Raw genomic sequence first — 23,098 nt, 5'->3', positions numbered from 1 at the left:
GAGATTGATAAGGGTATATCCAACTAACGAAATAGGTTTTTTGATCGTACCTGTATACAAATCTTTTTGTTGAAAAAATAATGCAGATTCAGAGTTGATATTTTCCCCATTTTCCTCAGCTATTTAAGGAATTACATGTATCAGCCTACAAAATTAACCAGAAAAAAAATGGGCTATTTAGTGCTGGAAATGCACGTGGCGAATGCTTTTACTAACTATCAGTTACTTTAAATATCGCAACCCGAATCTGCAAGTCCAGCCACTCTGCGACACTGGCATACCTTTAATACAATGTTAATGAAAATTAAACATTGGAAATTCACATGATTCAACTTGATAAAGTAGGGTATGATACCTACGAAACTGGAAGTGCCAGAAAAAAAGAAGTTCAATTGCCAAATAATCTTATCTGTTTTTCACACCTGCGATGGGATTTTGTCTTCCAAAGGCCCCAACATCTACTGACGCGCTTTTTAAAGCATTTTACCATACATTTTATTGAAGAACCGGTATTTGACGCCGAGTTGCCTTATTACAGTTTTAGTGAGCGGTCAGAAAACCTGACACTTGTGGTGCCACACCTCGTACCTGGTATGAACGAGGAACAGATTAGTGCGGCACAGGAAGCATTACTTGCTAAATTTTTACAGCAGGAAGACCTGATGGATTATGCATTTTGGTACTATACACCAATGGCCCTGGCATTTAGCCACGGATTCAGACCCGCCCTGACGATCTACGATTGTATGGATGAATTGTCAGCTTTCAAATTTGCTCCCAGTCAGTTGCAGATTTTGGAAAAGGAGCTATTGAAAAGGGCGAATATCGTGTTCACCGGCGGACAGTCTCTTTACCATGCCAAACGGGATATGCACCATACCATTTATCCTTTTCCCAGTAGTATTGACAAGGGTCATTTTGGCAAAAGTCGTGGACAAATTACCCCTCCCCAAGATCAGGCAGGCATCCCGCAACCCCGACTTGGATTTTATGGGGTAATTGACGAACGCTTTGATCTGGATTTAATTGAGGAAGTAGCCCGACAACGTCCTGCCTGGCAATTTGTATTGATTGGTCCGGTTGTCAAAATTGACCCATCGTCTCTTCCCAAATTACCCAATATTCATTTCCTGGGCACTAAGTGTTACGAAGAATTGCCGGGTTATCTGGCTGGTTGGGACATTGCATTAATCCCATTTTTACTCAACGAGTCCACGCGTTTTATCAGCCCGACAAAAACACCTGAATACCTGAGTGCCGGTATACCTGTTATTTCTACTCCGATTCAGGATGTTGTTTACCCCTATGGAGAAGAGGGTATTGTACAGATTATCAGCACTCCTCAGGAACTGATCTGTGCGTCCGAAAAAATCTTGAATCAGCAGTTTGACAGACAGGAATGGTTGACACAAGTGGATGCATTTTTGGCTGATAAATCCTGGGATAGCACCGTCGAAAATATGGTCGAACGTATCAGAGATTGTTTTTTTACAAAATCAATCTACTGATGCCACCACCTGAATTAGAGATATGGGGTGGTATTGAGTGTACCATTAACCGCATTGGAAATGTATATGCAGACCAGTTGGAGTATGCCGGGCACTACGAACGGGAAACCGACCTGCGCCAGATAGCTGATTTAGGAATCAAGACGCTTCGATACCCGATACTTTGGGAAAGGCATCAGCCCCAAAACGGGAAAGCCATTGACTGGACTTTTGCGGAAACGAAGCTGGCGACTTTGCAGGAGTTGCAGATTGAACCCATTGTGGGTTTGGTACACCACGGCAGCGGGCCGGCTTTTGTATCTTTCTTTGACGGAAGCTTTGAGCAGGGATTGGCCGATTATGCCCGGCAAGTAGCAGAAAAGCTTCCATGGGTCAACTTCTATACCCCCGTCAATGAGCCGCTGACTACCGCACGGTTTTGTGGTCTATATGGTTTGTGGTACCCGCATGGGACCGATGATTATAACTTCGTCCGGGTGCTGATCAGCGAGTGCAAAGCAACTGTGATGGCCATGCAGGCGATTCGGCAGGTGAACCCTTTGGCGCAATTGGTCTTTACCGAAGATTTGGGCAAAACATACAGCACTGCCATGCTGCATTATCAGGCCGACTTTGAGAATCATCGACGCTGGATTTCTTTTGACCTGGTGTCTGGAAAAGTAAATGTAAAACATCCGATGTGGGAATACCTGCTGTGGGCAGGAGCTCAGGAAGAAGACCTTTATTTTTTGCTCACTTCACCATGTCCTCCCGACATCATAGGTCTGAATTACTACATCACCTCTGAGCGGTACCTGGATGAAGCACTGGAAACTTATCCCGCAAATACGCATGGCGGAAATGGTCGTCATTGCTATGCCGATGTAGAGGCAGTTCGCGTTCAGCTGGACGAACCTACTGGTCCGTATACGTTGATTAAGGAGGTGTGGGACAGGTACCATTCACCGCTCGCTGTCACCGAGGTACATTTGCATTGCACCCGTGAACAACAATTGCGCTGGTTTTACGGAATGTGGAAAACTGCCTGCCAATTAAAAGAAGATGGCGTTGATATTCGTGCCATAACCGCCTGGGCTATGTTCGGCTCATTTGGGTGGAATAGTTTATTAACCAAACCACCGGGAAACTATGAATCGGGGGTTTTTAAGCTCACTAAGAATAAGTTAAAACCGACAGCATTGGCCGGATTAATTGACCAGCTTATTCGCAAGGAGAAAATTCGTCCTTCGACTCTGAATGGCGAAGGGTGGTGGCAAACCGAAGAGAGGTTGCTCTATACTGAATGGACCCAACCACCTGCCTGATGTGAACAGTTCAGGTGGAATATAAGGAATAGTATATTTGGCATCTTTTTAGAATGGGCAAAAAAGGATGATTTCCTCATGCCTTTCTCGTTGTAAAAAAGCAGCTAACAGAATCGTTCCCTTTATCTGCCTTTCCTTATTGATGGATGAATTGGCCCGTAAAGAACATGAATGTCAGGCTGAGCGAAGTCGAAGCCAGTCTACCGGCGGGCTTCGACCGCCAGTCGGCCCTGTTCGCTCAGCCTGACAAATTTCCTAAACTATATACTTTCTTTACAAATTTACTCACGTATCAATAAAGTGCGCTCCCAACCATTTTGAAAAGCGGTACTTTTGTTTATATATTCGGTGAAACGCATAAAGATTTATAAATATCTTTGAGAGAAATCATTCCTCTTTTTCTTTGCTTTTTTAACCAAAAATGGGAATTCATTCCCTGAATCATCCCGTGTCAGGTAAATGTCGGGTAATTGTAGTGGTGTTGCCTATGGTTCTTTCCTTACTTTGTGAAAAAACATACATATGAAAACAGGTCAATTAATTAAAGAACTACGGCTGAAAAAAGGCATCACGCAGGAAGATTTAGCCGCCAAAACCGACATAAGCGTGCGGACCATTCAACGCATTGAAAGCGGCGAGGTAGACCCCCGTGCCTATACACTTCAATCCATTGCTGCGGCTTTGGACGTAGCGTATGAAGTTTTGATATACAGCACATCTGAGGGGAATGCCATTCAGGAAAAAGAAAGCAGTAGGTGGCTTCCCATCCTTCATCTCAGCGGTCTGTTGTTGTTGATTTTTCCCCCCATTTTGGTTTGGATCTGGAAACGGGATGAAGTCCCTGGAATTCGCAGGCACGCAGTAGAGGTACTGAACTTCCAGTTGAGCATGTCGCTTTACTTTCTTGTCTTCGTAATTGCCTTTTCCCCGCCTCTCTTGCTATTGATTTTTCTTTTCAGCCAGGTTATGATTATTTTGAATTCGGTGAAGGTAACCAGTGGGCAACCCTACAAATATCCTTTGTCGATACGGTTTTTGAAACAGGAAATGGTGGTTCAGAATGCGTATGAATGAAAGGCTATATTGTTCTATATCCTGCTTGAAAAGTAGTTTAATAATTCCAAACCTACAGCACTAATGGGCTGGTTGATTTTCTGATTATTTGCCTGTGATATAAAAGAACCGGAAATATTGGGAATCTGATTCCTAATATTTCCGGTTTTGCAAATACATAAGAACTAGTTAAACTTCTGCCCGAAACACCTAACGAGCACTCAAATAGTTTCAGAGATTAAAATTCAATCCAAACGAAAGGAGCGTATCATCCTGCCTGAAATCTTTGTTGAATAAATTAAAACTCTTCATGAGCTGAACCTGTAATTTGATTTTTTCAAATCCTCCACGCACCGTAAGTGCTGGTTCCAACAAGAATGTAGATGCATTGTCATTCAGGTAATTGACCTGATTAACTCCGTCAAAAATCAAGCTTCCTCTTACATTGGAGTAGTTCAGACTTGCCAGTCGGGTTGAGCCAGTAACAGTAAAAAATTTATTGTAATAACTAAAAGAGGGTTGCACCCCAAACCGCATAAAATTAGCTTCGATTATACCGGTGGTGTTCGGGTTTTGTGCCAGGCTGCCGGGAAAATGATTTTCCATGTTTCCTCCACCAATCAATGCATATACGTCGAAATGCATGTTCGGATTTACATTGGTAAAATAACCGATTCCACCTTCTATCATTTTACCGTAACCTCCCGTTTCGCTGCTTTCGTTTTTTGGAAATACGTAACCACCATTTGCCTGAATGGCCAAATGGTCGCTTATTCCGTAGGCTCCCTGCAATTCAGCCTGATTACCGTTACCTGCAACGGTAATGCTTGATTGTCCTTTGGCGCGGATTACAGGCACATTCTGTGTATTGGGAATGTAGTACTTGGGGCTGCATCCGATGGCCAACAAGCCAAGTGAGGCAATAGTGAGTTGATGCATGATTTTCATACGTGCGGCTGATAAAAGTGTTAGACTTTTTTTTGAGATTATTAAAAATCAGTAAATAAAAGTATGCCATGCATTAGAAATGTAAAGATGAGGACCCCAACTAAAATGACTTATCCATACGTGATAATCACATGGGATATGCAAGAAGTAGCCATGTGAAGCTTTGGGTATATTATGTATGAAGGGTTTTTGTAGCAGGACTAATGCAGGAAGTGAACTTACTTGAAAAATATAACTTGTTGAACTTGAATTTGTAGCCAAATGATTTAATATAGTTATAAATTTAGGTAGGATGGCATACATGAGTAACTATTTCTTGAAAGAACCTTATGGTCTCATTTATTCTCTCGTAATTCTAAATTAAGAGTAATCTCATTTAACCAGTTATCTTCTATGAAAAAACCGTTTCTATTCTCTTTTATGTGCTTTTTGACGGCGGCCACGTTACTGACTTCCTGCCAACAGGAAGAGCGCAAACGCCCCAACATTGTTTTTATCATGTCGGATGATCATGCCTATCAGGCTATTTCGGCGTATAGCAACAAGCTGCTTCAAACCCCAAATATTGACCGAATTGCCAACGAAGGCATGCTTTTTAGCAATGCGTGCGTGACGAATTCTATTTGCGCGCCGTCGCGGGCGGTGATTCTGACGGGAAAGCACAGTCATCTGAACGGCAAGATTGACAACTATTTCCCTTTTGATACCACTAATATTACCTTTCCTCAAATTCTGCAATCCAATGGCTACCAAACGGCCATGTTTGGCAAGCTTCACTTTGGCAACAACCCGAAGGGTTTTGATGAATTCAAAATACTGCCCGGTCAGGGACATTACTACAACCCTGATTTTATTACCAAAAAGGAAGGGACGATTACCCTCACAGGCTACGTGACAGACCTGATCACGGACATGACGCTGAATTGGCTCAAAAATGAGCGGCAGGAAGATAAACCCTTTTTCCTGGCCTTTCTGCATAAAGCTCCCCATCGCGAATGGCTTCCTGCGGAGCGGCATTATAAGGAATTTATCAACCGCAGTTTTCCGGAGCCGGCCACCCTTTTTGATACCTACGAAGGGCGGGGAAGAGCTTCAAAAGAGCAGGAAATGAACCTGTTGACGCACATGAACTGGGCAGGAGACTCGAAGATTACTCCTGAAAATATGGATAAACTGGGCATTAAAGAATCGCATTCGTACGACAAGGGAAACTACACAAGCACCGTGGGACGCATGAATCCTGAGCAGCGCAGGGCATGGGATGAAGTTTACGGGAAAATGAACGAGGAATTCATTAAAAACTACCCAAACATGTCCAGGACTGACCAAATGAAATGGCGGTATCAGCGTTACATGCAGGATTATCTGGGTTCGATTGCGGCGGTTGATGAGGGCGTAGGCAAAGTGCTGGACTTTTTGAAAGAAAATGGTCTGGACGAAAATACGATTGTGGTCTATACGTCCGATCAGGGGTTTTATCTGGGAGAACACGGCTGGTTTGACAAGCGGTTTATATTTGATGAATCCTTCAAAACACCGCTGTTGGTCAAATGGCCGTCGGTGATTAAACCAGGATCAAAAAATAGCCAAATGGTTCAGAATCTGGATTTTGCGCAGACTTTTCTGGAAGCAGCCGGCATCATTCCGCCAGCCGACATGCAGGGCGAAAGTCTGATTCCAATTTTTAAAGGAGAAGGTAAGAATTTCAGAGATGCAGCCTACTACCACTACTATGAGTACCCAAGCGTTCACATGGTGAAGCGGCACTACGGCATTGTGACGGAGAAATACAAACTCGTGCATTTTTACTATGACATCGACGAGTGGGAGCTCTATGACCGCACGAGCGATCCGAATGAAATGAAAAACGTCTATAACGATCCAAAATATGCTTCCATAAATGCGGAGCTACACAAAAAACTAGCCGATTTACGAATAAAGTACAAAGATTCGGAAGAACTTGACAAGCAGTATATTGAAAAGTATAAAGAGCTCGAAAAAGATGGGAAAATATTCCGGTAGTATACCCGTTGAAATGTACATTTTGAAGATTTAATCCGGGCCGCCAACACTTTTTCTAAAATTGTTGGCGGTGCTTTTTTAACATTTAGTTAGGCGATTTTAAATATGCAAAACTCCGGTCATCAATCGATATGGTAATATGGTTTAAAAGGCATTATTTTAAATTCTTTCTTTTTACACTACTTAATTTTACTGGCTGCATACAACCATACATGCCTCCTGAAATTGTGCGTGCAGAAAGCTTTTTGGTTGTGGACGGGTTCCTTAACGTTAAACCACTGACAAACAGTCAATTTAAGCTGAGTCGTACACAAACTATTTATGACAAAAAGCTGCCGGATTTGGAGCAAGAGGCCTTGGTACGCATAGAAGGTGATAAGGGCAGTGTTTTTGATTGTATCGAAAGCCATCCAGGAGTATATACACTTGGGCCAAATACCTATGCAGAAAATGAAAAATTTCGGCTCAGAATTCAATTGCAAGATGGCAAGGCATATGTATCCGAATATGTCCCGGCAATGCAAACTCCGCCAATTGACAGTGTAACCTACCAGGTAAATCCAGACAATTCGGATGTACAATTTTACGTTAGTACACATGACCCACAAAATAAAACACGCTTTTATCGATGGAGTTTTGAGGAAACATGGGAATATCAAATGCCACTTTTTTCCAATTATGATATTCGTGACAAACAAATTGTACTTAGAACGGAAGGCGTAAATCGGTGCTGGGACACGCGTAAATCCGGCAGGATTACCGTTGGTTCATCTGTCAGGCTTAGCGAAGATAAAATTCAGGAAATGCCCATTACCTATGTTCCTGTTGGTAGCGAAAAATTGCGATATAAATATAGCATACTGGTTAAGCAGTTTGGCGTTTCGCCAGAAGAATTTGAATACTGGAACAATCTTTCTCAAACCAACGAACTCACCGGCGGGCTATTTGATGCGCAACCGACAGAAGTTACAGGGAATATTTCCTGCATCAGCAACCCCGGCGAGCCGGTTTTTGGGTTTTTTAGTGCAACTTCATTGGAAGAAAAACGATTGTTTGTCACCGAAGGATTGGGCGTGCTTAATTACCTGGATTCAACTTGTGAACCACTAGACACCTTGCCGGCCTCCGAAGCGATCCGGATGAATGAGGAGCTGTCACATTTGATTTTGGTTGAGTTTTTTGTTCCCGGATCGCCTGAACTTTGGTTTACCATGGGCAGTCCGGCGTGCAGCGATTGCCGGGAATTAGGTGGAACTACTAAAAAACCACCCTTTTGGGAGTAATTTTTGGACTGAATTTAATTCCATTTCCTACCAATTTATAAATTAGATTTATGCAAGAAAATAAACTAATAAAAGTAGGTGTTGTTCAGGCAACGCCTGCGCTATTTGACATCAAAAAAACGGTGGAAATTATTATTTCCTGGATTGAAAAAGGAGCTAATGAAGGCTGTCAACTACTTCTGTTCCCAGAATCATTTATTCCCTGCTACCCACGAGGGTTGGATTTTGATGCAATCATTGGACGTCGAACTGATAAAAGCCGAAATCAGTGGCTGGATTACTGGAACAATTGCATTGAAACCGGTTCAGAATACATTACCCAAATCGGTGAAGCCATCAGAAAAGCAAACCTTTTTGTAGCCCTGGGCGTCACCGAAAAAGAAGCAATTGGCGGTTCCTTATATTGTACATTGCTCTACTTTGATACGAATGGCTCCCTGATTGGAAAACATAGAAAATTGAAACCAACTGGCCTTGAACGGTACATTTGGGCAGAGGGTGATGGAAGTACTTTGGTCGGTTTTTATACCTCACTGGGCAAAATCAGCGGACTGATTTGTTGGGAAAACTACATGCCTTTGGCACGAATGGCACTCTATACCCAAGGGGTAGAAATTTACCTGGCTCCAACCGCAGATTCAAGAGAAAGCTGGCAATCTACCATGCAGCATGTAGCGCTGGAAGGGCGTTGTTTTGTACTTGCAGCTAACCAATTCGTTAGAAAGTCTGACTATCCTGAGCGCTATGCGGAGGATTTAAAGGACGAACCCGACACGATGAGTTCGGGAGGAAGTGTTATCATTTCACCCATGGGTGAGGTGTTGGCTGGTCCGCTCTGGAACGAGGAAGGTCTATTGATAGCAGACTTAGATTTTTCACTTTTGGCCAAAAGTAAACTTGACTTTGACGTGGTTGGGCATTACGCCCGAAATGATGTTTTTACGTTTGGGGTGGCTAATCAGCCAAATCTGCTGAAAGTGACGTAGGGAAACTATCTCTCAGAATGTTTATTCCTGCATATCGATTCATGACTTATATTTAAATAGTTACAATATCCATTTTTGTTTTGTTACCTCTTCTTTGTTCTACGGATGCTCTAAAAATATATACTTCTTTCATCTACATTTTAACAAAAATTATCAGATATTGCCACTTCAATAGCGGTGACAAAACTCTATTGAATTACTCCTTTCATAGCTAAACATATCCATGATTCGTTTATTTTACTCCCTCGCACTGCTTATTTGCCTCGTTTCTACAAGTAAAGCACAAATTGGAATCGGTGCCGAACCACATCCATCAGCTGCACTTGATCTGAACGCAACTGACAAAGCTTTTTATCCTCCCCGAGTTACAACCGCTCAAAGAATTGCCATTGAAAATCCGCAGGCAGGTGCCTTTGTCTACGACACCGATAAAGGCAGAATGTATTTGTACGATGGGCAAAACTGGTACCCGCTTACGATAGAAACCAATGGTGCTCATCCTCTCATTGACCGCTTTGCAAGCGATGGAAAACAACAAGACTATTTTGGGCATAGTGTAGCAATTGATGGCGATTATGCCATTGTTTCAGCAGTTGCCCATTCATCCTTTAAAGGGCAGGCCTACATTTTTGTGCGGGAAGGGAATACATGGAAGGAGCAGGCTGTTCTTTCGTTTCCTGCTGGGCAATCTGGTGATTATTTTGGAATGAGTGTATCAATTTCAGGGAACTACGCTGTTGTGGGCGCCAATAGAAGGACAGTTCAAGGCGTCAATACTGAACCTAATTATGTGCAGGGCATAGCAGTTGTTTATGTACGTTCAGGCTCAACCTGGACTCAACAAGCGGTACTTTCAGGTAGTGACGGTGCTTTATATGATGGTTTTGGAACTTCCGTTTGCATTAAAGGTACTGATATAATTGTTGGTGCCCCGTACAAAAATCAGAATATAGGTCAAGCGTATATATTTTCATTGCAAAATTCCCAATGGACTGAACAGGCTATTTTAAGAAATGAGCAGGGTACTTCCGGGGCCTCTTTTGGTCTTTCAGTATCTATATCTGGTGATCATGCAATTGTAGGTGAACCATATGGGTTTACTGATGAGCTGGGTGAAGCCTATATCTATTATCGTTCAGGAAATTCCTGGATCATGCAGTCTCGTTTAATGAAAAGTAACAGTAACCCAGACGAAAACTTTGGGAATTCTGTACTTATTACTGATAAGTATGCGGTTGTAAGTTCTCCTAGTGAAGCATATAATTCAGGAACTATCATTATATACCAAAGAAATGGAATAAACTGGAATGAATATACTACACATCTAATTTTTTCCGGTGTACCACATCTCAATTTTGGAAAAAGTATTTCTATTTCTGATGATTATTTATTAGTTAGTGGTCAAATAGACGATAGTTCAATAGAATTTGATAAGGGTCGGGTTTATTTATTTAAAATAGAAGAATTCAATACGACATTAGTGAAGCAATTCTCAAATACTTCACCTCCTAATTCTAATTTTGGACATAGTGTAGGAATTTCAGGAAGTTCATTTATAATAGGAGAATATTATTTTGACAGTGGACGGGGTAAAGTAGCTTTTGGTACGGTTGATAATTTTTAAAATATAGGTAGTTGTTCAATTTTCTTAACCCGCTAATTTGAATTGTATGATACGTACCCTTTGTTCCCTCTTTCTTATTTTAATTGTTTTTTCCAAATCTGTGGCACAAATTGGAATCGGTGCGATGCCACATCCTTCCGCAGCTCTTGATCTGAACGCTACCGACAAGGCATTTTATCCTCCCCGAGTTACAACTGCTCAAAGGATTGCCATTGAAAATCCGCAGGCAGGTGCTTTTGTTTACGACACCGATAAAGGCAGAATGTATTTGTATGATGGACAAAACTGGTATCCGCTTACGATAGAAACCAATGGTGCTCATCCTCTCCTTGACCGCTTTGCAAGCGATAGAACACAACAAGAGTATTTTGGGCGTAGTGTAGCAATTGATGGCAATTATGCCATAATAGGTGCAATCGGCAATCCCCTTAATAAAGGAAACGCTTACATTTTTGTGCGGGAAGGAAATACATGGATTGAGCAGGCGGTAATTTCACTATCTGATGGACAAAATTATGATAATTTTGGTATGAGCGTGTCAATTTCAGGTGGTTCCGTGGTAGTTGGTGCTAGTTCTAAGACAGTTATAGGCGATAATAATGCACTTAATTATAATCAGGGCGTTGCAGTTGTGTTTGTCCGTTCAGGAGCAACCTGGACTCAACAAGCGGTACTTTCTGGTAGTGACGGCGCATTGAATGATAGTTTTGGCACTTCCGTTTGCATTAAAGGGACCGATATAATTGTAGGCGCACCTTATAAAAATGAAGGAAAAGGGCAGGCGTATTTATTCACTTTGCAGAATTCTGAATGGACTGAAAAGGCCATTCTAAAAGATGAACAGGGGACATCGTACGCCCAATTTGGTTTTTCAGTTTGCATATCTGGTGATTATGCAATAGTAGGTGAACCATACATAAACAATGGTGTAAATGTTGTTAAGGGTAAAGCCTTTGTTTATAACCGTTCAGGAACTACCTGGTCGCTGCAGTCTGAATTAACTAATAGTTATGGTACCTCAATGGGGAATTTTGGGAATTCGGTACTTATCACTGACAAATATGCAGTCGTAAGCTCGCCTAATGAAAGCTATAATTCAGGGATTGTCAGGATATACAGAAAAGATGGAACAAATTGGTATGAATATCCCGAGTTGCGGAATAATTCCGGTATACCTAATTTCAATTTTGGAAAAAGTATTTCTATTTTTGATGACTATCTATTAATTGGTTCTCAATTAAACGATGGTTTAGCAGAATTTGATACGGGCCGGGTTTATTTGTACAAATTAGACGAATACTACTGGAAATTAGAGAAGCAATTCTCCAATAGTTCTCCTCCTGCTTCTAATTTTGGATCTAGTGTAGGAATTTCTGGAAGTTCATTTATTATAGGCAGTTATGGTTTTGATAATTATAAAGGGAAAGTGTCTTTTGGTACTATGGATACCTTTTGAGTTAGCCTATAAATGGTTTGTTACTACTAATTACTTCCAATATTTTCTCCTAAAAAAGACAAACGTAAAGATTAATAAAGAGACCCCAAAAACTGCGAACACGATATTTACAAAAAGCCAAATCCAGGTCATAATTTTACAATATAAATTTCAACAAACATACGGTGAATTATTTGAAGTATTGAATACCAAAACCAAATAGATGTGTAGGAAATTCAAACTTTTGATCTTAAATTTAAACTTTAAAAAAATTAATTTTATAATATTGAATTGATTTTCAATACGCTCTTTACTAATAAAAGTAAAATGATTGCCCTGAAATGGCTATTGGGCGGGTATTTTAAATTTATGATTAAAATAGTTGACATGTCTTATTCCAACAGAATTAAATTTGGTTTCCAGCTTTTGTTGTTTTTTATTGGATTTGAATCACTGGCCCAAAAGAATTATTCCGCTCTTGTTCAGCCCGTGTACTCAGGCAATGAAAGCACAGCTTTGAGTATTTATGACACAAGCCCGGAAAGTCCGGATGGTAAATATATTTGCTTCATCAAATATCCGGCCATTGCACAAGGTGGGCATTTGGCTCCACCGGTGCGGGCAGAGGTAATGCTTAAAAACAGAGAAACCGGAAAAATTTTCAAAGTCAAAGATGTTTATTGCAACAACCATAATGGCGCCAATGCACTTTGGATCAATGATTCGCTGGTAGCTTTTCAGACAAACCATTTTAAAGATTTTGAAATCTATAATGTACATTCTCAAAAATCAGAATTTGGAATTATTGATGGTGAATTAGGTCATAAATCTTTTGGGAATGTTATTTTTTATTCAAAATGCAATGCCAGGCTTCTCATTCCGGACAACTCTCGTACGCCCTATAAGCCGCAGGAAGAAGGCTTTTTTTCTTTGGATTGCCTGACGGGGAAAAGTAAGCAGTTTATAAAGCAGTCTGAAATTATTGCTGCATTTATGAAGCAAAATAAAAAAGTTACAGATAATGAGACAAAAATCCTGCATCTGGAACCGAATTCATCCAATACAAAAATTATGTTTGACTACCGGTATCGGAGTGAAAACGGGACAAGTTGGCACGATATGCACGGAATTGTTTCAGACGATGGAAGTGATCCAACCTGGGTCAAAGTTCGACCCATGCACGTAGTTTGGTTTGACGATGAAACTATGTTCGGTGTTGATACAGAAGATTCAAAAAAGAGAATTTTTCAGTATGATCTAACTGGTAAAAAGTTAGAAATACTGGGAGGAACATCTACGCACGTGGGAGTATCGCCGGACAGAAAATGGTACATCGGGGAAAGCGATTTTTATAAAGCTGAGGCAGATGGTTTTACGAGAGTTTACCTCTACAAGCGCGGACAAACTAGTCCATATGCTTTGTTGGCTGAATGGAAAAACTCAAAAATAACCTGGGAATGGGTTGCACACGTGAATCCGTCCTTTTCGTATGATGGCAAACGAGCCTATTTCATTCGTGCCAGTACTAATGAAGATAAATTTGAGGCAGTGAGTATGGAGTTGCCTGAGTTTGATTAAGGGTTTTGGGGTTGATTAGTCTGGATTTGCAGGTTGAGATTCCTCCATCACTAATGAATCGAGCCAGTAAAACCCAGATAAACCCGGCCAATCCACGGAAATGTAGTAGCCGCCCCGGCATTGGCCGTAACTATTTTAACAAAGGAAGTACCGGCTGGAAATGAGCCGAGAAGATAGGTGCATTTGGCCACCGGATTGTTGGTCGTTCCTGAATATTCACTGGGATAGGCAGGCCGAACTGTTTTATTTGCCTTAGCCGTATGCCATGATTTTCCGTTTTTGGAATATTGGAAGGATAAAGAATCGGCTCCATCGCCAAAGGCTACAACTTCAAGAGACTTTATTTGATCTGCGCGGTAAACCAGTTCACCTGATCCGCTGGACACCGTGCGTTCGGCCTGATAGTATTCCTCCTCCGTTTGCCGAAGTCGCGGCCAGGTTTCCGAGCTAATCGTCAGGTTGGGACTATGCGAATGCGTTTTTGAGAAATCTTTCAAGTCATCGACCATCATTTTTCGATCAACTTTAATTGGCCCAACTACGTTCGAGGGAGAGGTGCTGCCGGACCTATTTTTCCCATTTACACGGTAATAGTACGTTTCACCCGGATTTGCCGACGAGTCGGTAAACATTGGATAAAAGTAAAGATCAAAGCTAATGTCCAGATTCCCACTCACATTTTTCCACGGCCCGGTTTTTGAGGTAGCCCGCTCTACTTCATAGTACCGGGCACCGGGTGAGGCCCGCCATTTCAAAGCCGCAAAGCTTTTTTCAGAACTTTCAAACAAAATAGGTGGGTCAGTTGGCGCTGGCAGCGGCGGTATTTTCATCCCCTGAATTTTATAGGAATGCTCCCGAATAAGCATCAGGTTTTTGGTTTCGTTGAAATACTCACCGCTGTCAAAGCCCGGCCAACGGCTTCCTCCCCAGCCGTAGCTATGAAAAAGTACGTGGCCCCCAATGCCTCCCGTGTACTGATTTTTCATTAGACTCCATAGCAAACCACCACTCGTGCCAGTGTTTTGGACTTGTTGCAACACCTGCTCAAATCCGTCCATTCGCTGAAACTCATCCAGCAACAGCGGGCGTTTGCCTTGACAAACAGCCCACAATTCTTCAATAGTGCCTTTGTAATTGGGGTACTGACGGGTTTTTACCAGATCGATATGCGGGCAACGTTTCAGAACATCATCCACAAGTTGGGTCAATTGAGTGGTTCCATTGGCACGTCGCGGATCAGCAATCATATGGTTTGGGTCAATTTTTTTTAAGAAAGTCGACATTTCACTGATCCACTCAACTTTATCATTGGGCACCTCGTTCCCAAATTCCCAGGCCAGAATAGATGTGTCGTCCTTATATAATTTTCCTGTAAACTGATTTTTACGATTTACCAAAGCCGATAGAAAATGTTTGAAACCTGCTTTGGATTCAGCCGACGTATAATAGTCACCGCCACCGTGAAGTGCACTGAAAGCTTTTGTTCCTCCCCAGTAATTATTTTCCTTTACCAGACAAAGAATTACCCGAATATTGTATCGATTGCAGAGTTCCAGCATTTTGTCCATCTTCCGCAGGACCAATTCGTTGTACTTTTGTGGTCCTTCAATCATTGCCTCATAGTTTCCCGAACCGTCTGAAACTGTAATTCCCCAGGTTCTGAAAACGGTTATCCCCATTTGCGCCATGTCCTTGAAATAGCCCTCCATTTCATAGCTAAGTTCCATCGGATCATAGGCGTAGCCACTGGCAGGATTGGTGTTCTTGTAGCCATCGTAATGCCCGTTGATGTTGGGTGTATTAACTCCGATGAATCGAAAAACCTTATCGCCATCATACAGTTTGTCGCCTTTTCGGGTAATAAAATTATCTAATGACTGCGCCCGACTTAATGATCCAAAAATCAACCAAATGCCACCAAGGAGAATGAGATTTACGAATTTTTTCATGCGAAAACTATAAAGCAACTAGTAAGGAAAAATCCCAGCCTGCGGTTCAGGCTGGGAAAAATGTCGGTCAGAAACGACCGAATTCTGAATATACATCAAACGGATCTCGCCCTTTTGCCATTTCGGCCCGGCTTTTGGCCTCACTGGCAAACCATTCTTCGGCAAGTTCGAGCACTTCAATAGTTTTCTCAAACGGCACAATCACTACCCCGTCATTGTCACCAAACACATAGTCCCCCGGATTGACCCGCAGTAGGCCGTCCATTCCTTTTACGTAAATCGGAATCTGATAATCCACCACCATGAACCGCCCAAAGGCTTCAACGGGATTGCGGAACCGGCAAAAGGTGGGGAAATTCATATCGATTAAATAGTTGCTATCGCGGGTGGAGCCGTCAATTACTGCTCCAACGCAGCCATGGGCCGCAGCAGCCGTGGCGGATATTTCCCCAAATTGTCCGCATGATAAATCCCCTTGCGTATCACGAATCTGCACCACACCATGCGTCATGCTTTTAAACATGCCCAACCGAATGTCGTGTATTTTTTCATCCCGGCTCGGCGTGGCTATGCCGTGGCAGGTAAAAGCCGGTCCGGCTACTTTCATGGTATGTAGCAATGGATAAACCCCGCTCGACATGCATTGCGCGTGGTAACCCAAATGTTCGAGGGCGTCTGAGACAAGTCCGGCATATAGTTTCAAATATCGGGACTGAATTTCCTGCCAATCGTAATTAAGTTCAAACTGGCGGATGGGGTACGCATTAGTGATAATTTCCATAGGATGCTTTACAGTTTTATTTTGATTAATATGTTAATTTATAATTCCTTTTAGGGAGGTGCGATACGAAAGAAGCTGTCCGTTTTGAGCTTCGGTGATAATCAACCCCAGCTTTCCGTCAGGATCAAAGGCACAGTTGGTTGGGTTGCTTCCGGGAAGTGAAATGGTATGGCAAATCTTGCCTAATTTGTTGATTACCTGAATTTTACCCGTGCCATAAACCGCCACGTAGAGATTTCCATCTTCACCAAAAGCCATGCCATCCGGTCCGCCCGGGCCAGAAGGGCCTTCTACCTCTGCCCATACGTTGGCATGGGTCCATTGATGCCTGGTATGGTCCCAATCTCCTTTCCACAAACGATGTCGGTACGTTTCAGCCACAAAGAGCTGTTTTCCGTCGGCACTAAATGCCAGGCCATTGGGAAAATACAGTCCCTCCGCAATTTTGCGGGCAATGCCATCTGAGGACAGCAGGGCCACATAGCCCGTGGGCTCCTGACGGGAATTTCCCGGGCAGGTAAATACCAGGTTACCAGCTGAGTCAAATGCCAAATCATTTGGGGCATTTAGTGGCATGCCTTCAATTGTTTCCAGAAGTGTTTTTGTAGTTTTTGTGGCAGGATTAAATACACGAATGGCATTTTTTTCGGCATCACAAAACCAAAGCTCTCCATTTTTGTGGAAGGCCAGCCCGTTGGGTTTGCCGCCAACGTGATAGCGTTTTAGCTGTCCATTTTGTAGCTGCACGAGGCCTTGACCCTGCAATTCTACGCCCCAAAGACTTCCATCCTTGGCAAAAACAGGACCTTCCGGAAAGGCAAGACCCGACGCCAGAACCTGTAAACGTTCGGGCTGCGGCAAGGGATAGGCCTGATGAATAGCGGCTATTTCCTGATCTGACAGGGCGCGGTCAAAAATGGCTAGCCCGGACAATTGCCCGCAAAAATCATTGCCAATTTCACCCAACCGATGCACGGCACCCACGGTAAAATCCGATCCGTCTTCCCCTCCATCAAAAATTCCCTGTGGATAGTGGTAAGGGTTGCGATCTTCGTGCGCATCAAAACGGCCATTGTGATAGGAGCGAATCTGTGATCCATCGTAGGTCATGGCTACAAAAGTCCACTCGTCGTAAAGTACCGGCGTTTGTCCAATCGATACATCAACGCACCATTTCTCACCAACTGTCGGTCCGCCAATGCCAGATATATGCCCACATACCTGATCGCTGCTGCCATGCAGGCGAATATTCAGAAAGAGACAGTATTGCCGTTTCCGCTGGGTTTCGTTCCACATGCCCGCAATGGCCTCACACTCCTGAGGCGTCGTACTTTTGAGTCTGCGCCGCACCCAGGCCAGCAACGTGACCTGCGCCTGCGGGCCACGAATGTTGAGACCCGAACACTCGTTTCGGGGAATGTACAGGTAAGCATTTTCCGCAATAGTTACCGAGCCATTGGCCAGAACGCCCTCTTTGGTTAGAGGCAATTCTCCCGCAGCTTTTTTCAGAATATACGGATATTTGCCTTTGGCTTGGAAAGGAGTATCTCCGGCAAAATCCCACAGACAAAGCAGGTTAGGAATTGATTCCAGGTAACTTTTCTGCACCAGAACAGGTGTGTTTTTTAGCATAAAATAACTTCCGGTTAATGCTGTATTTTTAAGAAAGATCCGTCGTTTCATGCTGGGCCTTTTGCTGATCCTTATCAAAATAAACCCAGGCTGCCAGGCTCAGAAACAGTCCACCCAGAATATACACGGCAGAAAGTCCCGCCAAACCTTTGGAAAGGCCAAGTGTTGGTTTGAGAATTCCCAGCAGGTAGGGAGCAGACGCCCCTATCAAAAAGGCACAGGCCAGCACCAGACCGTAGGCCGAAGAGCGGATTTTTGGCGAGACCACCTCGTAGAGTGACGCCACGATATTTGAGTCGTACCATCCCCGAAAAACTCCGAACAGAAAAAGTGCCACGTAGGTTAGCAGCGGCGAAGTACTCAGACTCATGATCAAAATGAAAGGCGCCGCCAGAAATAACCCCGCCGCCTGAACAATCACCCGGCTTTTAGGTAGCCGCAGGGCGTAATGATCAGAAAGTTTGGCGCCTATCAAAACGCCCAGGAATGCACCCACGTGGTGATAGAAAAGAGAAGAAAAACCGGCGTCAGTGAGCGTCAGCCCAAATTTATCAACCAGAAAGGTCGGCATCCAGGTCAAATATCCCACGTTGACAAACACCATGCAGCCAAAGGCGAGCGTGAGCAAAACTACCGTGGGTTTCTTGACGATATGGGCAGCCGTTGCCAGCACTTCCTGTTTTATGTTCTTTTGGGGAGCAAGAAGTGGTGGATCTTTCGGGATCCTCAAAAATATTACTCCCGCCAAAACTATACCCAAACCTCCAAATAGAAAGAATGCATTTTGCCAGCCATAATGCTCACCGATGTATCCGGCAATCAGCCCGCTGAGGATAATTCCGGCATAGACGGCCGTTTGATGAATGGAAAGTGCAAAGGCCCGGCTTTTGGCATACTTTTCACCAAGCAGCGCATTAGAAGACGGTGCATAGAAAGCCTCGCCTCCACCCGTGGCAATGCCCCGTAGCAAAATGAACTGCACCAGTGTGGCACAAAGTCCGGTGAAAAGGGTAGCTACCGACCAGAACAACAGGCAAAAACCGATGATGTTGCGTCTGGAAAAACGGTCGCCCAGAAAACCGGCGATGGGAACCAGCAAGCCGTAGGTCCAAACCAGCGAGGAGGCAATTAGTCCCAGCTCGGCGTCGGTAAAGCCTAAGTCGCTGCGAATCAACGGTAGAACCACGCTGAAAATCTGCCGGTCGGCCTGATTGAGGAAAAAAGCCAGCCAAAGCAGCACCAGCAATTCCCAATGTCGGAAGCCTCCTGATTTTTTTGCAGTTGGAATTTTTGAAGGTATTTCGGAAGGTGCGTTCATGGCTTGATTTCTTGTTTAGGAGCGTTCCAGGCAGATACTTCCAGCACGGCTTTGGAGGATTCGGCAGGCTCACGCCAGAGCACATCCAGGTCAATCAGGCGACTTTCTCCGGCAGCCAGCCAGTCAAAATTGTCGGATGCGGTAAAGGCGCGTTTGGTCCCGGTAATATATACTTTCATCATAAATGCCGGCACTTTTCCGGTATTGGTCACGCGAATCTTTACTGCACTGCGGTCCCGTGAAGTTTTTTGTTCAGAAACCTTCACCATAGTAAGCTGCGTGCTGGTTTTTTCAACCGTAGGTTTTAAGAACGGGCCGTTTTCGAGGGTAATCCAGTTCATGGGCTGATTGACATACTGATTATAAAAATCCGATTCCTGCATTTTTGACAAAACCCTCGGAAAATAAAATGAGCGCGAAAGCAGTTTCCCGCCCTGATCCTTAAATTCGAGCAGCACAAACAGGTATCGGTCGTTGTAAGAAGTTGGAATGCTAAAACTCCCCAGATCAAACAGCGGCGTCACGGTTGCCCGGCTGCTTGCCTTTTGACTAACGGTCAATGTTTTACCATAAAGGTTTTTAAATGAATCATCCAGCACACTGACCGAAACAGTACCCCGCAAATCTGATGGCAAGGAATGGGTGATTCGGGCATTAAGCGGCAGGTTTTCACCTGATTTCCAGAGCAGTCGTGGCAAATCAGCCGCTACGTGGGTGGGCTCGTAGGTCCTTTTCAAAAAGTAGTAAGGCGCCGCCGCATTGCCAAACCAATCCATGAGCTGAATGGCAATGACGGGCCAATGCCGCTTGAAAACCCAGGGCATCAGGCCGGCAGTTACGGGATAATTCCCCTGCATTTTTTCCGAAAAAATCTGGTAAAATTCTCCTGCGCCTACCTGCGTAGCTTCCGAAATCGTTTCCAGCGACGGATCTTTCATGTCCGAAATATGCGAGGCCCGGCTCAGCATGCGTGGCACCCGGCTTGGGCCGTATTCGGTAAAGTGATGGGTGAATTCCGGATGCTTATCAGCAAAGTCTTTTTCCCACATTTTTCCCAAATCAAAAAACTCTTTTGCGTTGACCGTTTCCCGAAAAACAGCGGGTTCGGGAATGGAGTGCATGCCCGTTTCGGATACCCACGCTTCGTATTTGTAGCTGCGGTTGTACCAATTGGGATCCATGTCAGGGTAGGCGTGCATGCTGCCGTCATCGGGAGTAGTGCGGACAAAAAAGCGGGCGGCCGTCGCTACGGATTTATCAAAAATATCCAGGTTGCGTTCCAGAATGCCGATTGAAGCAGCATTTCCGTAGGAGTAAGGATTAAACTCATTACCCCCACACCAGACAGCCAGTGACGGATGATTGCGAAGCCGGAAGATATTCTGTACTACCTGCGCCTCCCACACGTCCTGCGGATAGCCCGGCGTGTCCTGATTGCCAATCGGGAAATCCTGCCAGACCATGATGCCCAATTCGTTGCAAATGTCATACAGATGATCGGATTCGAGCAGTCCACCACCCCAGATGCGGATGAGTTGAACGCCCATTTTTTTGGCTGCTTCCAGCGTCCAGCGGTAGCGCTCGTAGGGCAGATCCAGCAGAATATCCTGTGGGGTGAAATTCATGCCTTTAACAAAAATCTTCTGCCCGTTGACTACAAACTGCCAGTTCTCCCAGCGGTCAAAAGTGCGCGGTCCGGCAGTGGCCACCCGCTCAATAGTCCGCAGGCCATAGTCAAAGCTGAGCTGATCGACAGCCTTCTGATCATTTTTCAGTGTAAGTTTTACCTCGTATAAATTGGCATCGCCCAGTCCATTTGGATTCCAAAGGGCCGGATTTGGCAGTGTCAAATCCTGTTCGAGCCAGTTTCTTCCTTCATACAGTTTGAGCTGAAATTCCTGAATCAGGGGCTTTGCAGAGCCTTTGGTTGCCGGGTTTTTAGGTGTTATTTCTACCTGCACGCTCCACTTTCCTTCAACCGGATCGTAGCGGCTTCCTTTTTCGTTAGGGTGATTAAGCTGAGTATTTTGCCACGGATGCAATGTTTTTTGAAGTGAATGCGCATTGGCAAAAACTTCCAGAGAAAGGTGCACTTTTCCCTCCGTAGCGCTAAGCGACTTTGTGGTCAGATACGGTCTTTCCAGATGAAAGGCCGGCATGATTTCCAGGCGCACACCCTGCCACATGCCTACACTAAAAAATGCCTCGCCACCGCTGCCACCCGAGATTACCCAGGGTTTAATGATTTTACCGCTTGCCCGGGGATTGAATCCGGTACGTTTGGAGTAATCACGCTCGCCGGTTCCACCCTCGCGGGGCAGGTCTTCCAGCCGGGTAGCTTTTTGGCCCCAGTTGCCCGCCCGAACTTCTACGACCAGCTCATTTTCATCTTTTAAAAACCTGCTGACTTCTACGGTTGGTCCGCCAAACATGCCTTCGTGTACGCCCAGCAAAGAGTCATTGAGCCAAACTCTGGCAAAATAATCGACGCCGTCGAAGCACAGAAAGGCCACATCTGTTTGAGTATGAGCAGGCTTTTTGAAGGATTTACGGTAGTACCACACCTTTTCATCCATAAACAGATATTGCTCGGAATTTTTGTGGTAGTAGGGATGCGGCAATTTACCTGCTTTATAGTACGACCAGTGAACCGAGTTAGGAATACTGGTCTCAAATTCGTCTTTCAACGTTTTTAACTCAGACAAACCAGAGATGGGTTGATCGGTGTGACCGAGTGTCCAGCCTGTGCCGGATAAATCCACGTGCGCTGAGCCGCTACGCTCGCTGATACGGTAAGGCTGCCAGAGATTTTTTTCAGTTTGTCCAAAAGAAAAATGGCAGGTTATCAGTAGTATAAACAGAAGTTTTTTCATGATTCATCTGGGTTTTTGTAAGGTGAACCTTTGCCGTAGCCGCGCATTAGCAGCATGCCGCCATCAATAACCAGCGAAGCGCCCGTCAGGTAGGTGCCCGAAGAGAGCAGGTCTACCACTACGGCGGCGATTTCTTCGGGTAGTCCAAAACGGCCGGCGGGAATGCCATCTATGACTTCTTTAAAAAAGGTGGGATTGGCGCGCGCCTCAGCCGTCATGTCGGTCTCGACAGCACCGACGGCAAAGGTGTTCACGTTGATGCCATGCGGGGCGAGTTCCAGCGCAGCGGCCTGCATCAGGGTTTCGAGGGCGCTTTTGGATGCACCATAGGCCGCCTGACCGTAGTTGGGTCTGACGCCGTTGACGGAGGTGATGCTGGAAATGCTACCTCCCTCTCCACGGCTAACCATGTATCTTGCAACGGTTTGGGTTAAAAAAAATGGTCCTTTGTAATTGACATTCATGAAATCATCTACGTCGGACTCGCTCGTGTCCAGAAAGTGTTTTTTGTAGGATAAACCCGCATTATTGATCAGAAAATCAAAACCCTGCATGCTTTCCCAGGCTTGTTGACCCAGTTGAATAGCCTGTTGGGAATCAGACAAATCAGCCTGAAAAATATAAGCTTCACTCCCCATCGCCACGATCTGATCGGCTACCAGCTGTGCTTCGGATTCATTTTTCAGGAAATGCACGCCTACTGTGCAGCCTTCTTTCGCCAATTGCAACGCTATGGCTTTGCCAATGCCGCGGGAGGCTCCGGTGACGAGTGCTTTCTTTTTTGTCAGTCGCATAAAACTAGCA

The 23,098-nt window shown here is 44.4% G+C and carries 16 protein-coding genes; 9 read left to right on the top strand and 7 right to left on the bottom strand.

The genetic code is table 11. The features are described from left to right. Positions 1 to 323 precede the first annotated feature (323 nt). The 3 genes from EZE20_RS05605 to EZE20_RS05595 all read left to right on the top strand — a co-directional run bounded on the left by EZE20_RS05605 (position 324) and on the right by EZE20_RS05595 (position 3,886). Positions 324 to 1,508, top strand: a complete 1,185-nt coding sequence (locus EZE20_RS05605; RefSeq protein WP_132115391.1) for a glycosyltransferase family 1 protein — start codon at positions 324 to 326, stop codon at positions 1,506 to 1,508. After that, positions 1,508 to 2,812 carry a family 1 glycosylhydrolase gene (locus EZE20_RS05600; RefSeq protein ID WP_132115389.1) on the top strand — a complete coding sequence of 435 codons (1,305 nt, stop codon included), beginning with the start codon at positions 1,508 to 1,510 and terminating at the stop codon, positions 2,810 to 2,812. Before EZE20_RS05605 ends, EZE20_RS05600 begins: the two co-directional genes overlap by 1 nt. A gap of 522 nt (positions 2,813 to 3,334) precedes the next feature. After that, positions 3,335 to 3,886: a helix-turn-helix domain-containing protein gene (locus EZE20_RS05595; RefSeq protein WP_132115387.1), complete on the top strand. Its 552-nt coding sequence runs from the start codon at positions 3,335 to 3,337 to the stop codon at positions 3,884 to 3,886. 210 nt (positions 3,887 to 4,096) lie between these two features. Here the strand turns inward: EZE20_RS05595 and EZE20_RS05590 are convergent, their stop codons facing one another. After that, positions 4,097 to 4,813: a hypothetical protein gene (locus EZE20_RS05590; RefSeq protein WP_132115385.1), complete on the bottom strand. Its 717-nt coding sequence runs from the start codon at positions 4,811 to 4,813 to the stop codon at positions 4,097 to 4,099. 393 nt (positions 4,814 to 5,206) lie between these two features. On the opposite strand from EZE20_RS05590, the gene EZE20_RS05585 reads away from it, so the two are divergent. From EZE20_RS05585 to EZE20_RS05560, 6 genes are all read left to right on the top strand, one after another. Further along, positions 5,207 to 6,835, top strand: a complete 1,629-nt coding sequence (locus EZE20_RS05585; RefSeq protein WP_132115383.1) for a sulfatase family protein — start codon at positions 5,207 to 5,209, stop codon at positions 6,833 to 6,835. Between the two features lie 212 nt (positions 6,836 to 7,047). Then, positions 7,048 to 8,118, top strand: a complete 1,071-nt coding sequence (locus EZE20_RS05580; RefSeq protein ID WP_228713576.1) for a DUF4249 domain-containing protein — start codon at positions 7,048 to 7,050, stop codon at positions 8,116 to 8,118. Positions 8,119 to 8,168: 50 nt separating this feature from the next. After that, positions 8,169 to 9,104: a carbon-nitrogen hydrolase family protein gene (locus EZE20_RS05575; protein WP_132115379.1), complete on the top strand. Its 936-nt coding sequence runs from the start codon at positions 8,169 to 8,171 to the stop codon at positions 9,102 to 9,104. A 223-nt stretch (positions 9,105 to 9,327) separates the two neighbouring features. Continuing rightward, positions 9,328 to 10,728 carry an FG-GAP repeat protein gene (locus EZE20_RS05570; RefSeq protein WP_132115377.1) on the top strand — a complete coding sequence of 467 codons (1,401 nt, stop codon included), beginning with the start codon at positions 9,328 to 9,330 and terminating at the stop codon, positions 10,726 to 10,728. A gap of 46 nt (positions 10,729 to 10,774) precedes the next feature. Further along, a complete protein-coding gene (locus tag EZE20_RS05565; protein WP_132115375.1) occupies positions 10,775 to 12,184 on the top strand; it encodes an FG-GAP repeat protein in 1,410 nt (469 codons plus the stop codon). A gap of 348 nt (positions 12,185 to 12,532) precedes the next feature. Beyond that, positions 12,533 to 13,741 carry a hypothetical protein gene (locus EZE20_RS05560; protein WP_132115373.1) on the top strand — a complete coding sequence of 403 codons (1,209 nt, stop codon included), beginning with the start codon at positions 12,533 to 12,535 and terminating at the stop codon, positions 13,739 to 13,741. A 50-nt stretch (positions 13,742 to 13,791) separates the two neighbouring features. Here EZE20_RS05560 and EZE20_RS05555 read toward each other — a convergent pair whose 3' ends face one another. From EZE20_RS05555 to EZE20_RS05525, 6 genes are all read right to left on the bottom strand, one after another. Continuing rightward, positions 13,792 to 15,690: a glycoside hydrolase 5 family protein gene (locus tag EZE20_RS05555; RefSeq protein ID WP_132115371.1), complete on the bottom strand. Its 1,899-nt coding sequence runs from the start codon at positions 15,688 to 15,690 to the stop codon at positions 13,792 to 13,794. Between the two features lie 67 nt (positions 15,691 to 15,757). Continuing rightward, positions 15,758 to 16,471 (bottom strand): RraA family protein, encoded by a 714-nt coding sequence (locus EZE20_RS05550; protein WP_132115369.1) that lies wholly within the window; start codon positions 16,469 to 16,471, stop codon positions 15,758 to 15,760. 33 nt (positions 16,472 to 16,504) lie between these two features. Beyond that, positions 16,505 to 18,154, bottom strand: a complete 1,650-nt coding sequence (locus tag EZE20_RS24275; protein WP_199879875.1) for an SMP-30/gluconolactonase/LRE family protein — start codon at positions 18,152 to 18,154, stop codon at positions 16,505 to 16,507. Beyond that, complete coding sequence (locus EZE20_RS05535) at positions 18,132 to 19,421, bottom strand: MFS transporter (protein WP_132115367.1); 1,290 nt, start codon at positions 19,419 to 19,421, stop codon at positions 18,132 to 18,134. The genes EZE20_RS24275 and EZE20_RS05535 overlap by 23 nt, the downstream gene beginning before the upstream one ends. Next, positions 19,418 to 22,294 carry a glycoside hydrolase family 2 protein gene (locus tag EZE20_RS05530; RefSeq protein ID WP_132115365.1) on the bottom strand — a complete coding sequence of 959 codons (2,877 nt, stop codon included), beginning with the start codon at positions 22,292 to 22,294 and terminating at the stop codon, positions 19,418 to 19,420. Before EZE20_RS05530 ends, EZE20_RS05535 begins: the two co-directional genes overlap by 4 nt. Continuing rightward, positions 22,291 to 23,088 (bottom strand): SDR family NAD(P)-dependent oxidoreductase, encoded by a 798-nt coding sequence (locus EZE20_RS05525; protein WP_132115363.1) that lies wholly within the window; start codon positions 23,086 to 23,088, stop codon positions 22,291 to 22,293. Before EZE20_RS05525 ends, EZE20_RS05530 begins: the two co-directional genes overlap by 4 nt. Between the last annotated feature and the right edge of the window lie 10 nt (positions 23,089 to 23,098).

Source organism: Arundinibacter roseus (genome assembly GCF_004348825.1).
Taxonomy (GTDB): Bacteria; Bacteroidota; Bacteroidia; order Cytophagales; family Spirosomataceae; genus Arundinibacter; species Arundinibacter roseus.
This window is presented reverse-complemented; position numbering and strand designations above follow the sequence as displayed.